At 63.8% G+C, this 13592-nt stretch carries 14 protein-coding genes and 2 pseudogenes; 7 read left to right on the top strand and 9 right to left on the bottom strand.

Annotation, left to right across the window (positions count from 1 at the left end):
• The first annotated feature begins 33 nt into the window (after positions 1 to 33).
• The 4 genes from RM463_RS14170 (at position 34) to RM463_RS14155 (ending at position 3461) form a co-directional block, all read left to right on the top strand.
• Positions 34 to 1002, top strand: coding sequence for an iron ABC transporter permease (locus RM463_RS14170; RefSeq protein WP_311430350.1), 969 nt, complete (start codon positions 34 to 36; stop codon positions 1000 to 1002).
• 19 nt (positions 1003 to 1021) lie between these two features.
• Complete coding sequence (locus RM463_RS14165; protein ID WP_409228809.1) at positions 1022 to 2131, top strand: FecCD family ABC transporter permease; 1110 nt, start codon at positions 1022 to 1024, stop codon at positions 2129 to 2131.
• Entirely contained in the window at positions 2128 to 2931 is an 804-nt protein-coding gene (locus tag RM463_RS14160) for an ABC transporter ATP-binding protein (protein WP_311430348.1), read from the top strand. Before RM463_RS14165 ends, RM463_RS14160 begins: the two co-directional genes overlap by 4 nt.
• A 287-nt stretch (positions 2932 to 3218) precedes the next feature.
• Entirely contained in the window at positions 3219 to 3461 is a 243-nt protein-coding gene (locus RM463_RS14155; protein WP_311430347.1) for an ATP-binding protein, read from the top strand.
• A 57-nt stretch (positions 3462 to 3518) separates the two neighbouring features.
• On the opposite strand, the pseudogene RM463_RS14150 reads toward RM463_RS14155, so the two are convergent.
• From RM463_RS14150 to RM463_RS14130, 5 genes and pseudogenes are all read right to left on the bottom strand, one after another.
• Positions 3519 to 4013 (bottom strand): annotated as a pseudogene (locus tag RM463_RS14150) (NADPH-dependent FMN reductase); the annotation flags it as partial.
• Between the two features lie 110 nt (positions 4014 to 4123).
• Positions 4124 to 4645: a cytochrome b gene (locus tag RM463_RS14145; RefSeq protein WP_311430346.1), complete on the bottom strand. Its 522-nt coding sequence runs from the start codon at positions 4643 to 4645 to the stop codon at positions 4124 to 4126.
• A gap of 37 nt (positions 4646 to 4682) precedes the next feature.
• Positions 4683 to 4955, bottom strand: a complete 273-nt coding sequence (locus tag RM463_RS14140; protein WP_311430345.1) for a DUF2218 domain-containing protein — start codon at positions 4953 to 4955, stop codon at positions 4683 to 4685.
• A gap of 29 nt (positions 4956 to 4984) precedes the next feature.
• Positions 4985 to 5779, bottom strand: a complete 795-nt coding sequence (locus RM463_RS14135; protein WP_311430344.1) for an SDR family NAD(P)-dependent oxidoreductase — start codon at positions 5777 to 5779, stop codon at positions 4985 to 4987.
• A gap of 48 nt (positions 5780 to 5827) precedes the next feature.
• Positions 5828 to 6658, bottom strand: coding sequence for a class III extradiol ring-cleavage dioxygenase (locus tag RM463_RS14130; RefSeq protein WP_311430343.1), 831 nt, complete (start codon positions 6656 to 6658; stop codon positions 5828 to 5830).
• Between the two features lie 143 nt (positions 6659 to 6801).
• Here RM463_RS14130 and RM463_RS14125 point away from each other — a divergent pair, with 143 nt between their 5' ends.
• The gene (locus RM463_RS14125; RefSeq protein ID WP_311430342.1) at positions 6802 to 7695 is read left to right on the top strand and encodes a LysR family transcriptional regulator; all 894 of its coding nucleotides are present in this window, start codon (positions 6802 to 6804) and stop codon (positions 7693 to 7695) included.
• Between the two features lie 240 nt (positions 7696 to 7935).
• On the opposite strand, the pseudogene RM463_RS14120 reads toward RM463_RS14125, so the two are convergent.
• From RM463_RS14120 to argE, 3 genes and pseudogenes are all read right to left on the bottom strand, one after another.
• Positions 7936 to 8064 (bottom strand): annotated as a pseudogene (locus tag RM463_RS14120) (transposase); the annotation flags it as partial.
• Between the two features lie 216 nt (positions 8065 to 8280).
• Entirely contained in the window at positions 8281 to 9018 is a 738-nt protein-coding gene (locus tag RM463_RS14115) for a glutamine amidotransferase (RefSeq protein WP_311430341.1), read from the bottom strand.
• A 49-nt stretch (positions 9019 to 9067) separates the two neighbouring features.
• A complete protein-coding gene (argE, locus tag RM463_RS14110; protein WP_311430340.1) occupies positions 9068 to 10222 on the bottom strand; it encodes an acetylornithine deacetylase in 1155 nt (384 codons plus the stop codon).
• A gap of 233 nt (positions 10223 to 10455) precedes the next feature.
• On the opposite strand from argE, the gene RM463_RS14105 reads away from it, so the two are divergent.
• Entirely contained in the window at positions 10456 to 11580 is a 1125-nt protein-coding gene (locus RM463_RS14105) for an alkene reductase (protein WP_311430339.1), read from the top strand.
• 203 nt (positions 11581 to 11783) lie between these two features.
• Here the strand turns inward: RM463_RS14105 and RM463_RS14100 are convergent, their stop codons facing one another.
• Positions 11784 to 12065 carry a DUF503 domain-containing protein gene (locus RM463_RS14100; RefSeq protein WP_195688398.1) on the bottom strand — a complete coding sequence of 94 codons (282 nt, stop codon included), beginning with the start codon at positions 12063 to 12065 and terminating at the stop codon, positions 11784 to 11786.
• A gap of 328 nt (positions 12066 to 12393) precedes the next feature.
• On the opposite strand from RM463_RS14100, the gene RM463_RS14095 reads away from it, so the two are divergent.
• Positions 12394 to 13491, top strand: a complete 1098-nt coding sequence (locus tag RM463_RS14095) for a hypothetical protein (RefSeq protein WP_195688397.1) — start codon at positions 12394 to 12396, stop codon at positions 13489 to 13491.
• Positions 13492 to 13592 lie beyond the last annotated feature (101 nt).

Genomic DNA, 13592 nt, shown 5'->3' with positions numbered 1-13592 from the left:
CAACCCCGCCGCCCGGTGGGGCTTTGGCGCGTCATGATGCTCCTGCTGGTGCTGTTGGCAGCGGTGGTCATCGTCAGCTTGATGCTGGGCGCCGGAGAGGTAACCCCGGGCCGGGCCCTGGCCGTGCTGGCAGGGCACGGCGATGACGAGGCCACCTTCGTGGTGGGCTCGCTGCGTGCACCCCGCACCCTGATCGGCATCGTCGTCGGTATCTCGCTGGGGTTGGCCGGGGCGCTGTTGCAGGCGGTGTCGCGCAACCCGCTGGCCGAGCCCGGGCTGCTGGGCGTCAGTGCCGGTGCGGCGTTCGCCGTGGGCGTGGCGCTGTGGCTGGGTGCCAGCGCGGCGACGCTGCGCATCGCGGTGGGGCAGGTGGGGGCGCTGTTGGGCTGCCTGGCCGTGCTCAGCGTGGTGCGTCTGCGTGGCATGGGCAGGGACCCGGTACGTCTGGTGCTGGCCGGTGCCGCCTTCTCGGCGCTGCTCGCCTCGCTCACCTCGCTGTTGCTGTTGTTCGATCAGCGGACCGCCGACGAGATCCGCTTCTGGGTCGTGGGCAGCCTGGCGGGGCGCCGTCTCGAGGATCTCCTGGCGGTATTGCCCAGCTTGGGCCTGGCGCTGGGGATCATCGTTGTCATCGCCAGGCCCCTGGCGGCCCTGGCACTGGGCGAGCGGGTCGCCTCGGGCCTGGGCCATCATCCGGGCCGCGTTCGCCTGCTGGTGGTTCTGGCGGTGGCGCTGATGGTGGGGGCGGCCACGGCGGTGGCCGGCCCCATCGCCTTCGTCGGCCTGGTGGTGCCCTTCGCCGCTCGCGCCCTGGCCGGCCCCGATATCCGCCGCACCCTTTGGATCTGTCTACCGTTGGGGCCGCTGATGGTGCTGGCGGCGGATATCATCTCGCGCCTGGTCGTGGCGCCGTCGGAGTTGCCTATCGGGGTGCTGACGGCCCTGCTCGGCGCCCCGGTGCTGGTGGCCATCGTGCGCGCGCGACGCCTGCCGACGCTGTAAGGAGGCGCAGAGAATGAACATGGAGAGCCTCGAACGGTTTGCCCCCCGGGAAACGACCCCGGCCGAATCAAGAGCCGCCCTCGCAGAGGATATACCCCCGCCACTTGGACACTGGCGACTGGCGGCGGGAGATATCAGCCTGCTGGTCGAACGTCGTGCCCTGTGGGTCGGCGCGTTGCTTTTGCTGGCCCTGCTGGTGGCATCGCTGGCCTATCTGGCGCTGGGTACCGAACGGCTGGCACCGCCGGTCGTTTGGCGGGCACTCGTCGGCCAAGGGGATCCGGTCGCTACCTTCCTGGTGCAGGAGCTACGCCTGCCGCGACTGGTCGCGGCATGGTTGACCGGCGCCGCCTTCGCGCTGGCCGGCTGCTTGATGCAGACCCTGGCCCGCAATCGGCTGGCCACGCCGGGCATCATCGGCATCGATAACGGCGCCACGGCCTTCGCGGTGGCCTCGGTGGTGGGGCTCGGCACCTCCCTGGCGCCGCCCGCCATGGCTCTGGTCGGCGGTGCCACCGCGGCAGCCATCACCTTCGGCCTGGCCAGCGGTGGGGATACCCGTGGCTATCGCTTTATCGTGGCCGGCATCGGGATCGGCGCGGTGTTCGGTGCCGTGACCCAGCTGTTGCTGGCCCAGATCGATATCGACAGCGCCAATGCGGCTTATCCCTGGACCGTCGGCACGCTGAATGCACGCACCGGTGGCGCGGTTCTGGCGTTGGCCGGTGGCTGCGCCATGGGGCTGCCCCTGGCGCTGGTGTTGGCTCGCTCGTTGGGCAATATGCGCTTCTCCAATGCCATCGCCCAGGGTTTCGGCGTGCCCTTGAGACGTCGCCGTCTTCAGGTGCTGAGCCTTGCGGTGGTGCTATCCGCCCTGGCGGTGGCAGTAGCCGGGCCGGTGGGCATGGTGGGCCTGATCGGCCCGGAGATCGCGCGCTCGCTGTCTTCATCCCGGAGCGTCCCCCTGATAGCCTCGGCACTGGCCGGCGCCCTGGTGATGGTGCTGGCCGACCTGGTCGGCCGGCTGCTGCTGGCACCCATCGAGCTGCCGGTCGGCATCGTCACCGCCATCGTCGGCGGCCCCTGGCTGCTGTGGATCCTGCTGAGACCCTCGAGGAACCCTGCATGAATGCCCCCACGTATCCCGCCAACCTGCTGCAGGCCAGTGAGCTCCGCCTGGCCCACGGCGGCACGACCATTATCGAGAACCTGGCCCTGACCCTGCCGCCGGGTCGGGTAACCGCCATCGTGGGTCCCAACGGCTGCGGCAAGTCGACCCTGCTGGCGGGCCTGGCCCGGATGCACGCTCCGGGCGGCGGTGCGGTGCTACTCGACGGTACCGATGTCCAGCGCCTGCCAGCTCGGGAGCTGGCTCGACGCCTGGCGCTGCTGCCCCAAGAGGCCGGGGCGCCGGAGGGCCTGACCGTGGGGGACCTGGTGCGTTTCGGGCGCCAGCCCCATCAAGGCTGGCTGCGCCAGTGGTCGTCCGATGATCGGCGGGCGGTAGACGATGCCTTGTCAGCCGCCGGCCTCGAGGCCCTGGCGGAACGCCCGCTGGAGTCACTGTCTGGCGGGCAGCGTCAGCGCGCCTGGATCGCCATGACCATTGCTCAGCAGACGCCGCTGCTGCTGCTGGACGAACCCACCTCGGCACTGGACCTGGGCCACCAGCTGGAGGTCTTCGAGCTGGTGTGCAGGCTGGCGGCCCGCGGGCGCACCATCGCCCTGGTGCTCCACGATCTGGCCAGCGCCTGCCGCTACGCCGACTACCTGGTCGCCATGCGCGATGGCGCCATCATCGCCCAGGGCTCGCCGGCCGAGGTGGTCACCGAGGCGCTGGTAGCGGAGCTCTACGGCGTCGGCTGTACCCTGATTCATGACCCGGCGAGCGGCGCGCCGCTGCTTACCGATCTGCGGCGTTTGTCCTGAGTTGGTATACGGTTTGCGGCGAGTTCGGGTGCTACATCTACATCCGGCAATATAGAGCAGTGCTCCCGCCAGCGGCGCGGTCATACACGGCTCCACCAGCAGCGCCCATCACCACAGTGCTGCCGAGGCTGCCACCACGCTGGCGGCTATTGGCACGCTCGAACTTGTTGCGCAAGCCGGCCTGCAGCTTTATTTCATAAAGGGCAATCATTGACGCGGCGAAGGCAATAAGCACCAGGGGAAAACGCGCTCAGTACCCAGGCCGTGTTGCCTTTGACGGCGCGCCCGTGCAGCTTGAGGTGCATTCAAGGGAAGCGGACGTTGTGTTTACGATGCGCGATCGCGGCGACTGGCCGGCAAGAGCACCGCGCCTGACACAGCGCTTCTGGCAGCAGGGCAACGGGCTGGGGCTTGCTATCGTTGCGGCGATTACCGAGCGCTTTAACAGTGAGCTGGTATTCAGTGCTCGTGAAGGCGGCGGGCTCGTCGCACGGCTGACACTACCCGCCCGGGTTCACAGTGAGCGCTGAGTGATGATGCCAACGCTTTTGCCGATGGCCGGCCCAACGCCCTATCAATGGAGTCCGTCACTGGCTGGCGGCCCACCGGGTATAGCCGCTCAGGTACTGCTGTATAAAGTCCCGGGTCTTCTTGTCAGCCAGGCGGCCTTGCTCATCAAAAGCGGTATGCGCAGATGCTAATGCAAAGTCCGGAGCCAAATAAACCGGCGTTAAGGTGGCCAGGATTATGTCGCGCAGATGCACTTGAGCTCGGACCCCGCCCGTATGGCTCATTGAGGCGCTGATGACCCCGGTGGGCTTGCCGCGCATTACCGAGTTGAATGCCGGCCGTGAGGCCCAGTCAATGGCGTTTTTAAGCACGCCGGGGACGCTGTAATTGTATTCCGGCGTAGCGATCAGTATGCCGTCGGCATCGGCGATGTTATCCAGCAATGCCTGCACTGGTGTGGGTTTGATGTCGCCATCCAGGTCGCCGTTATAGAGGGGAATATCAGCAAGATCAAACAGGTCAATCGATATATTTTCATCGACGGAGTTAGCTATGGATTTCAGTAGCCGAGTGTTGAGGGAGTCCTAGCGTAAGCTACCGCTAATGGCTAAAACTTTCATTGTATGTTCTCTTTTCAATACGCTTGGCCTTCCTGGTGTATGGCGTCGTACAAAGAGCGACACTACAGCATCCGCTTCAGGGTATCGTCTTTGCGAATAAAATGGTGAATCAGGGCCATGCCGATATGCCCGATGATAAGCACGGTTAATATCCAAGCCAGCGGTGAATGCAAGTTGCCGATAGCGGCGGCCAAGGCAATCTCTTCGCTTTCCGCAAACAATTCCATCCCGAAGGCGCTCACGCCATGTCCTCCGCCGAGCATCACCATCATTCCGGTGATCGGCATCAGCAGCATGCCGGCAAAGAGCAGCCCGTGTCCGGCCTTGACCAGCCTAGCGATGGCCGGGTCATGGGCCGGGCGCCGATGACGTTGGGTTATCACCCATGCCAGGCGCAGTACGATCAGCACCAGCAGCAGGGTGCCGATAGACACATGCCAGGGTACCAGGATCTCGCCTACCCAATGTTCGCCCTCAGCGATACGGTCCCCAAACTTGAATAACTGCCAGCCGATCAGCCCGGCCATCAGCCAATGAAAGGTCTTGCTGATGCTGCCATAGCGTTTTTTCGAGTCATGTTTCATGCTTTAATCCTTTTGTTGTGGCCGTCGTAAAAGCCGGTTATTGCCATTCGATATCAAGCGTCTCTCTGGCTGCCATACGCTGCAGGTGATCGGCCACTACCTGCTGTAGTTTGGGCATTTGTGCGGCATCGCTTTGCAGCTCCACGGCCAGCGCGTCTGCGCCGTGCATCCGGCACACCCCCAACGGCAGCTCTATTTCGGCTTGCTGCGCGTCAAGGGTGACGGGAAACTTGTGGCCCCAGTGTTTGCACAGCCGGTTCATCAGGCGTTGCGCGTTTTGGGTCTGAATCCAAGCGGTGGATGTCAGCATTGTTCATGTCTCCTGTGGTTGATGGGCCGTCAGGTAATACTCTCGACGATACCGCCTTCCACCCGCAGTGCCGTGCCGGTGGTGGCACTGGCCTGGGGCGAGGCCGCATAGACGCTGAGGCTGGCCACCTCTTCGGGCGTCGCGAAGCGCTTGAGCAGCGTCGAGGGTCGGTTCTCATCCAAGAACAGGGTTTCCATCTCCTCGACCGAGACGCCGCGCTCTGCGGCCAGTTCTGCCATCATCCCCAGGGCGCCTTCTGTGCGGGTCGGGCCGGGAAGGATGGTGTTGACCGTGACGCCGCTGCCGGCCAGCACCTTGGCCAGACCGCGGGAGACGCCCTGCAGCGCCGCCTTGCTGACGCCGTAGTGCACCATCTCGGCCGGAATGTTCAGCGCCGACTCACTGGAAATGAACTGGATACGCCCCCAGCCCTTGGCGTGCATGCCCTTCGCATAGTGCCGCGCCAGACGAACGCCGCTCATGACGTTGACCTGGAAGATCTCCTCCCAGGCAGCATCGTCGATCTCGAAGAACGGGAGAGCGCCATAAATACCCAGGTTGTTAACCAGGATATCGACCTCGGGGCGGGCCTCGATCACCGCCTGGCAGCCCTCGGCGGTGCCGGGGTCGGCGACCACGCCGCTGGCATCGTCACGACCGCTGGCTTGATGGATATGGGCCACGGCCTTGTCCACCCTGGACCGATCACGACCGACCACGGTCACGCGGCTCCCCGCCTGAGCGAGACCGGAGGCAATGGCTAGACCAATGCCCGCGGTGGAGCCTGTGACCAAGGCGTGTTTTTCCGAAAGTTCAATTTGCATCATCAATCTCCTGGCGTTTTTAAGAAGTATGAAGTTTATGTCGTTGACTCAACCAAACCGGAACGCCGATAGCTGCGTTTTGAGCACTTGTTCGGAATAGATCTTGCGGCCCCGGTCATTCCCCGCGGCGCCTGCGGCGACCATCAGCGGGAGCAGGTGTTCTTCACCGCCTGCCGGGTGGCATTGATGGGCATGGGGAGCCTGCGCCCAGTTGCTGAGCGCGGCGTGGCGTCGATCGGGTTCAGCCTCCACGGCCCGGGTCAGCCAGTCATCGAAGGCTTCGGAGGGGGCGGTGACACGCGCATCGCCAAAGCCGCGCATGTTGTGAAAGCTCATGCCGCTGCCAACGATCAGCACACCTTCATCGCGTAGCGACGCCAGGGCTTCGCCAGCCGCAAGATGAGCGGCAGGATCGAGATCATCCCGCAACGACAGCTGCACCACGGGAATATCTGCCTCGGGAAACATCAGCTTCAGCGGCACGAAGATGCCGTGATCGAAGCCCCGCTCGGTGTCCTGCTGGCCGGGTAGGCCGGCTTGAGAGAGCAGCGGGTCGATTCGCTTGGCCAGCGCCGGGTCGCCGGGTGCCGGATAGGTAAGCTCATAGGTATGGTCGGGAAACCCGTAATAATCGAAGATCAGCTTGGGCTGTTCACCGGCGGTCACGCAGAAACCCGGCGCTTGCCAGTGGGCAGAGACCATCAGGATGGCGCGAGGGCGGGCCGGCAGCGAAGACGCCACGCCCTTGAGAAAGTCTGCTGTCCCCGCCCAAGTGTGCGGTGGATTCCAGTCCATGAAAAAGCACGGGCCGGCGCCATGGGGAACAAATAGCACCGGCTGGAGAGTGGAAGAGACAGGCGATTCACTGCTGTTGGTCATGGTGGCACTCCCGGGGCCGTGCGGCCCGATCAAGACTAACAGAAATGACTCTACATTGATTACTATAAGTGGGGGAATATGCTGTTTTTAGAGAACACTTTTAACTATTGGTGTGAGGCGAGCCGTTGGATCGCTTTACGAGCATGCGAGTCTTTATTCAGGCGGTGACCAGCGGCAGCCTGTCGGCGGCGGGGCGTGCCCTGGGCATGTCGCCGGCCATGGCCACCAAGCACATGGACGCCTTGGAATCTCGGCTGGGGGTCAAGCTGCTGCACCGCACGACTCGGCGACTCACGCTGACGGATGCCGGCAGCCACTACCTTGAGGCCAGCAGGCACATTCTGCAGGAGCTCGACGAAGCGGAATCGGAGGTGTCGGCCCAGCGCACCGAGGCGGTCGGACGGCTGCGCATGAACATACCGCTCTCTTTTGGGATGCGTTTCATTGCGCCGCTGCTACCGGCGTTCAGTCGCCGCTATCCCGGGGTAGAGGTCGAACTGGGCCTGAGCGATGCCCAGCACGACCTGATTCAGGAGGGGTGGGATCTGGCGATCCGCATCGGTCATCTTGCCGATAGCTCGCTGCAGGCGCGGCGTCTGGGCGACTGCCCGATGCGGGTGTGTGCGGCGCCGGAGTATCTAAAACGACACGGTACGCCGCAGTGCGTTGCGGACCTTTCCCGCCATAACTGCCTGAGCTATACCCTGTCGTCCTCCCAGCGAGAGGGCGCCTGGAGCTTCGGCAAGAAAGGCAATATCCAGGTGCCCGTACACGGCAACCTCAAGGGCAACAATGGCGATGCGCTGTTGGCGGCGGCACTGGGAGGACAGGGAGTGATCTATCAGCCCCACTTCATTGTGGGGGAGGCTCTGGAGCGCGGGACGCTGGTGGCTCTGGAACTTGACTATCCCACGCTTGAGATAGGCGACCTGCACGTACTTTTCCCGCCTGACCGGCGTCCACCGGCCAAGACCAGGGCGATGATTGATTATCTGGTCGAGGTATTTGCACATTCATCATGCCAACGCCATCTCTGACAACTCTGGGCAGCTCGGCAAGTGAAGGGGGCCACCTGACTCGCCTCACAGACAGCATTATGCCTATGCCGGAATACCAGCATGGGTCTGGCATCCTAGGTTGAAGGCATTTCAAACGCAGGGCAGGTGTTCTCCAAACAAAAAAGGCAGGGTCCGTAACCTAAGGTAATGTGCTGCCGCCGGCGGAGGCAGGCCAGAAGCCGCGGCAGCATCGCCTGGATGACCCCGCTGTTGTCGAGTGAAGAGGATCCCGGTCAAGGCGGCACGGTTGGAGATGGGAGGTCGGCAATCACTCGGCTTTGGCTTCTCCAGCGGCAACAGCGGCTCCACGATCTCCCAAAGCTCGTCGGATACGATCTTCTTAGCCATACCAACAGGCTGGTGTTGTCACTGGCGTGAATCAAGGTTTTGAAAAGCGCTCTAAGTTGGGCGGCTCAGGGCTGTATCGGGCTCAAGGCTGTGTCGGGCTCAAGGCTGTGTCGGGCTCAAGGCTGTATCGGGCTCAAGGCTGTGTCGGGCTCAAGGCTGTGTCGGGCTCAAGGCTGTATCGGGCTCAAGGCTGTATTGGGGCCGAGCTCTCGGAGATCAGTTGGTTTCCGCTACGGCACCTTCGCGTTCGGCCACCGTCCTGGCGAAGCTAATCAGCAATGAGTTGGCCTCCGGCGTGGTGGTGACGCCACGCATCAGAGCATTGGCATCCTCACCCTGGTCGCGCAGCTTGTCGATCTGGCGGGCGAGGTAGGCGCGCATCACCTCTGGGGTGAACTCCGGGTGGAACTGCACGCTCCACTGGCGCGGGCCATAACGCAGCGCCTGATTGGCGTCGTGGGCGTTGCGGGCCAGCACCACCGCACCGCTGGGTGCCTCGAGCACCGACTGGGCATGGGTCAGCTGCACGGGGAAGTGTGCCGGTAGCGTGCCCAGCAGCGGGTCCTCGTGCCCCGATTCGGTCAGCGTCACCTCATGGGTACCCGATTCGCGCCCCGCGGGGTGATAGTCGCTCACCCCGCCGAAGGCGGCGGCCATCAACTGATGCCCATAGCAGACACCGAACATGGCCACGTTGCGCTCCCGGGCGGCCAGCAGCCACGGCTTGAGCGCTTCGCTCCAGGGCTCGGCGTCGCTGACCATGGCGTGGGAGCCAGTGATGTAGAGACCATCGATGTCGGCCAGCTCCGGAAGCGGTTCATGGCGCGCATCGAACACCTCGGCCTCGAAGCCGGCGCGGGCCAGGGTCTGCTGGAACAGCGCCTCGAAATCACCATGGTGTTCGATCACCTCGGGGAAGGCGTCACCGGTCTTGACGATCAGCAGGCGGGGCATGGGGGTTCCTGATGTAAGGGTTGAACATGACGTACTCCAACCTCGTATTCTACTTTCGTTGCAGGCGCTCGCCCAGTGCCTTCATGAAGTGTACGCCTGCCTCTAGCTGCTCATGCTCGATGTATTCGTCGGGCTGGTGGGCCTGGGCGATGCTGCCGGGGCCACATATCACCGTGGGCAGTCCGCGGCGCTGGAACTGGCCCGCCTCGGTGGCGTAGGCCACCGCACCGGCGGGGCGTTCGCCGAGCAGCGCATGGCACAGGGCCAGTACCTCGGCATTGTTATCATCGGCCAGGGCCGGCACCGTCTCGTTGAGCGCTTCAGTCACGATGGACGTCTCCGGGGCGCGCCTCTGCATCTCACTTTCGAGTTCGGCGGCGTAGGCGTTGACCCGCTCGATCAGTTCCTCGAAACGGTCCGATGGCAGGTGGCGAATCTCCCATTCGAAGGTGCATTCACGGGCCATGATATTGATCGCGGTGCCGCCACTGATCCTGCCCACATGCAGGCTCGAGTGAACCACGTTGAAGGCTTCATCGATGCGCCCCTCGGCCTTGAGGTCGGCCATCACGTCCTCGATATGGGTCACCAGGCGCGCCGCCACATGGATCGCCGACACGCCCTGGTTGACCTGGCTGGAGTGGCTGGCGCGGCCGGTCACCGTGGTGCGCAGGTTGGTGGCACCCTTGTGGGCCACCACCGGGTGCATCAGCGTCGGCTCGCCGACGATCACCGCCGCTGGCCGCGGGTGCTCGGCCATCAGCCTCTCGATCATGCGTGGCGCGCCGATGCAGCCCACCTCCTCGTCATAGGAGAGCGCCAGCCAGATCGGCTTCTCAAGCTCGAGGCGCACCCAGCGCGGCACCTCGCTGAGCGCACAGGCGATAAAGCCCTTCATGTCGCAGGTGCCGCGGGCATAGAAGCGGCCGTCGCCCTTGTCGGTCAACGTGAAGGGGTCGGTCGACCAGGGCTGACCGTCCACCGGGACCACATCGGTATGGCCGGAAAGCACCACGCCGCCGGCCACGTTGGGGCCGATGCGCGCCAACAGATTGGCCTTGCTGCCATCGTCGCTCTCCACCCGCCAGTGGGGCACATCATGCTCGTCGAGCAGCGACTCGACGAAGGCGATCAGCTCCAGGTTGGAGTCCCGCGACACGGTGGGGAAGCCCACCAGGCGGTTGAGCATCTCGGCGGCGGTCATGGCGTACTCCTGAACTGAGGATGAGAGATAAGGATGACAGGCAAGGGTGAGGAATTGAGTTGCAGCAGACTACCACGCCCGCGGGGTGGGCCGGAGACGGGACAGGATGCTTTCCCGATAGTGCCAGGCTATCAGATCGATCCACAAACTGGTTTGGCGCTGACCGTTAACAGGCTTATGGTGTCTCGCATCTTTTCACCCAATGTCAGACCCTTTGCCACAGGAGACGATCCATGACCGACACCAGCCTCAGCCTGTTCACGCCGCTGCAGGTCGGCCGACTCACCCTACCCAACCGGGTGATCATGGCGCCGCTGACTCGCTCGCGCACGCCGGACAGCGTGCCCGGCAAGCTGCAGCAGGCCTACTATGGTCAGCGCGCCAGTGCCGGCCTGATCATAAGCGAGGCCACCAATATCTCGCCTACCGCCCTCGGCTACGTCTATACGCCGGGGATCTGGACCGATGCCCAGGAGGCCGGCTGGAAGGGTGTCGTTGAGGCGGTACATGCCAAGGGGGGACGCATCGCCCTGCAGTTGTGGCACGTTGGCCGTGTCTCCCACGCGATGGTGCAGCCCGACGGCCAGTCCCCCGTGGCACCCAGCGCGCTGAAGGGGGAGGGCGCGGAGTGCTTCGTCGAATTCGAGGATGGCACGGCGGGGCCGCACCCCACCAGCACGCCGCGGGCCCTTGAGACCGATGAGATCCCCGGCATCGTCGAGGACTACCGCCAGGCCGCCGTGCGTGCCAAGCGGGCCGGCTTCGACATGGTCGAGATCCACGCCGCCAACGCCTACCTGCTCAACCAGTTCCTGGCCACCGGCACCAACCAGCGCACCGACCAGTATGGCGGCTCGCTGGAGAACCGTGCACGCTTCCCGCTGGAGGTAGTCGATGCGGTGGCCGAGGTGTTCGGGCCCGAGCGCGTCGGTATCCGCCTGACGCCCTTTCTCGAGCTGTTCGGCCTCACCGACGATGAGCCCGAGGCGATGGCCTTCTACCTGGCCGACGAGCTCAACCGCCGTGGCCTGGCCTATCTCCACTTCAATGAGCCCGACTTCGCGGGTGCCGACGTCAGCTACCCGGATGGTTTCCGTGAGCAGATGCGCGAACGCTTCAAGGGCGGGCTGATCTACTGCGGCAACTACAACGCCGAACGTGCCCAGAGGCGGCTCGACGAAAGCAGCGCCGATGCCATTGCCTTCGGCCGTCCCTTCATCGCCAATCCCGACCTGCCCGAGCGCTTCCGCACCCAAGCGGAGCTCAACGAGCCCGACCACAGCACCTTCTATGGCGGCGACGAGAAGGGCTACACCGACTACCCCTTCCTCGATAGCGGTTTCGACCGCCTCGGCTGAGCCGTCGCCAAGCCCTGAAAGCCACAGGCCCGGCCAGCGTGCCGGGCCTGTGGCGCGACGGAGAGGAGATCGTCGATATGTTCAGGGCGTCGCCCGAGGAGGTGAGACGCCGGTCAGGGCCACTGGCGTGACCTGTTCTGCCGTCGGTGGTCTGCTGGAATGCTGTTTCGCTGGCTGCCCGGCGGTTCGGCTGCATGGCGCCACTACAGCATCTCCCGGGTCGCCCCCATCACTCGCCCATCCACGGTGCGCTGTATCTTGTCTTCGATCTCGCTGAGCAGGGCCTCTACCTGGGGCTTGGCGGGGGCGACGGCAACAAAGGTCCATTCGCTGGCGTCCAGGCGATCGAGCTCGCCGCTTTCGCAGACGGCGATGGCCGGGTTGCGCCCGAAACGCTCGTGCAGGCCACCCATGCGTTGGCGTTTCTCCTTAAGGGAACGGCAACCGGGCAGTGAGATGGTCAGGGTGAGAATACCAAGGTGCATGGGGTCTCCATTCGTAGCGTGAAGGGGATAAGCCACCATACGTCATGGCGTGGATGGCCTCTCTGGTCTCTGAATACCATATTAAAATCAGTAAAATGAGACCAAAGGCGTATTGCGGGGTATTTCTTTCTGATTGGCGCCTATATTCCCGATAATAAACTAAGTTTCCTATCGTATACTCCCGCGCATCTGATCATTACAGCAACGCCAGTGCTCCCGAATCGGGTCCGTCTGCGATGGACCCGACAGAGTGCTTGTATTGATTTCCGATGAGCCGGCCCGCGGTTGGGACGGGCCATAGAAGCCATTTGTATTGAGGTGTCTTTCCATGAGCAAACAGCCTTTCCTGATCGCCATGACCTTCATGTCGATCATCATCGGTGGCGGCTTCGCCTCGGGACAGGAGGTGCTGCAGTTCTTTACCGGCTATGGGGCGATCGGCATTGCCGGCACCCTGGTCAGTGGTCTGCTGTTCGCGTTTCTCGGCATGCAGATCGCGCGGATGAGCTCCACCATGCAGGCGAGCTCCCACAAGGAGGTGCTGGAGGCGCTCTTCGGCAAGCGAGCGGGGCTGGTCATCGACCTGGTGCTCTCCTTCTTCCTGTTCGGTGTCGGGGTGGTGATGCTGGCCGGCAGCGGTTCCATCTTCGCCCAGCAGTACGGCCTGCCACCGCTGTTTGGCGGCGTGTTGCTCAGCGTGCTAGTCATCCTGACCCTGTGCCTGCGTGTTCGCGGCATCATCAACCTGATCAGCCTTATCATGCCGGTACTGCTGTTGCTGGTGCTGACGATCACCGTCTACTCCTTCTTCACCAGCAGCGCCTCTCTGGAGACACTGGAGGCCGCGGCTGCCGAGGTGCCCACCATCAGTGATGGCTGGTCGATTTCGCACTGGTTTATCGGTGCTGTGCTCTATGCCTCCTTCAATATTGCCGTGGGCTTTCCCATGCTCTCGGTGATCGGTGGTCTGACCCGCAATACGCGTGAGGCATCCCTGGGAGGCATTCTCGGCGGCGTGGGGCTCGGTGTGCTGATCTTCCTGCTCAATATCGGCCTGTTCGCCAATCTCGAGCGTCTGGCCGGCGTGGATATGCCCTCGCTGATGCTTGCCACGGCGGTCTCTCCGGTGGTGGCAATGGTGATGTCGGTGGCGCTGATCTGCATGATCTACAGCACCGCCGTGGGCATGTTCTTCGCCTTCAGCGCCCGCTTCGCCGCGCCCGAGTCGGGCCGCTTCAAGCTGTTCAGCGTCATCTTCACCCTTGTCGGGCTGGTGCTCAGCCAGTTCGGATTCAGCACCCTGATCGGTACCGTCTATCCCATGCTGGGCGTGGTGGGGCTGATCCTGATCGTTGCCCTGGGCGTTCGCTGGAACAACACACGCCTGCGCAGCAAGGCGCAGTTGGCGAGCTCCGCCAGCCGCTGATACCTCTCCAGCCGCTGATATCTCTGCCCGGTGTCCGCAGGGGCGCTGGGGCTGTGGTACCGCCAGCGGCAGGATGCCGTTTTCCGATTGGGCTACTGCGC

Origin of the sequence: Halomonas sp. LES1 (assembly GCF_031846005.1) — a bacterium.
Lineage (GTDB): Bacteria > Pseudomonadota > Gammaproteobacteria > Pseudomonadales > Halomonadaceae > Halomonas.
Note: the sequence above shows the minus strand (reverse complement) of the source record. Positions and strands in the feature narration are given on the sequence as shown.

Bases quoted from the DNA above. Each gene is read 5' to 3' on its own strand.
- RM463_RS14170 (WP_311430350.1), top strand. From the start codon at position 34: ATGATGCTCCTGCTGGTGCTGTTGGCAGCGGTGGTCATCGTCAGCTTG.
- RM463_RS14165 (WP_409228809.1), top strand. From the start codon at position 1,022: ATGGAGAGCCTCGAACGGTTTGCCCCCCGGGAAACGACCCCGGCCGAA.
- RM463_RS14160 (WP_311430348.1), top strand. From the start codon at position 2,128: ATGAATGCCCCCACGTATCCCGCCAACCTGCTGCAGGCCAGTGAGCTC.
- RM463_RS14145 (WP_311430346.1), bottom strand. From the start codon at position 4,645: ATGAAACATGACTCGAAAAAACGCTATGGCAGCATCAGCAAGACCTTT.
- RM463_RS14140 (WP_311430345.1), bottom strand. From the start codon at position 4,955: ATGCTGACATCCACCGCTTGGATTCAGACCCAAAACGCGCAACGCCTG.
- RM463_RS14135 (WP_311430344.1), bottom strand. From the start codon at position 5,779: ATGCAAATTGAACTTTCGGAAAAACACGCCTTGGTCACAGGCTCCACC.
- RM463_RS14130 (WP_311430343.1), bottom strand. From the start codon at position 6,658: ATGACCAACAGCAGTGAATCGCCTGTCTCTTCCACTCTCCAGCCGGTG.
- RM463_RS14125 (WP_311430342.1), top strand. From the start codon at position 6,802: ATGCGAGTCTTTATTCAGGCGGTGACCAGCGGCAGCCTGTCGGCGGCG.
- RM463_RS14115 (WP_311430341.1), bottom strand. From the start codon at position 9,018: ATGCCCCGCCTGCTGATCGTCAAGACCGGTGACGCCTTCCCCGAGGTG.
- argE (WP_311430340.1), bottom strand. From the start codon at position 10,222: ATGACCGCCGCCGAGATGCTCAACCGCCTGGTGGGCTTCCCCACCGTG.
- RM463_RS14105 (WP_311430339.1), top strand. From the start codon at position 10,456: ATGACCGACACCAGCCTCAGCCTGTTCACGCCGCTGCAGGTCGGCCGA.
- RM463_RS14100 (WP_195688398.1), bottom strand. From the start codon at position 12,065: ATGCACCTTGGTATTCTCACCCTGACCATCTCACTGCCCGGTTGCCGT.
- RM463_RS14095 (WP_195688397.1), top strand. From the start codon at position 12,394: ATGAGCAAACAGCCTTTCCTGATCGCCATGACCTTCATGTCGATCATC.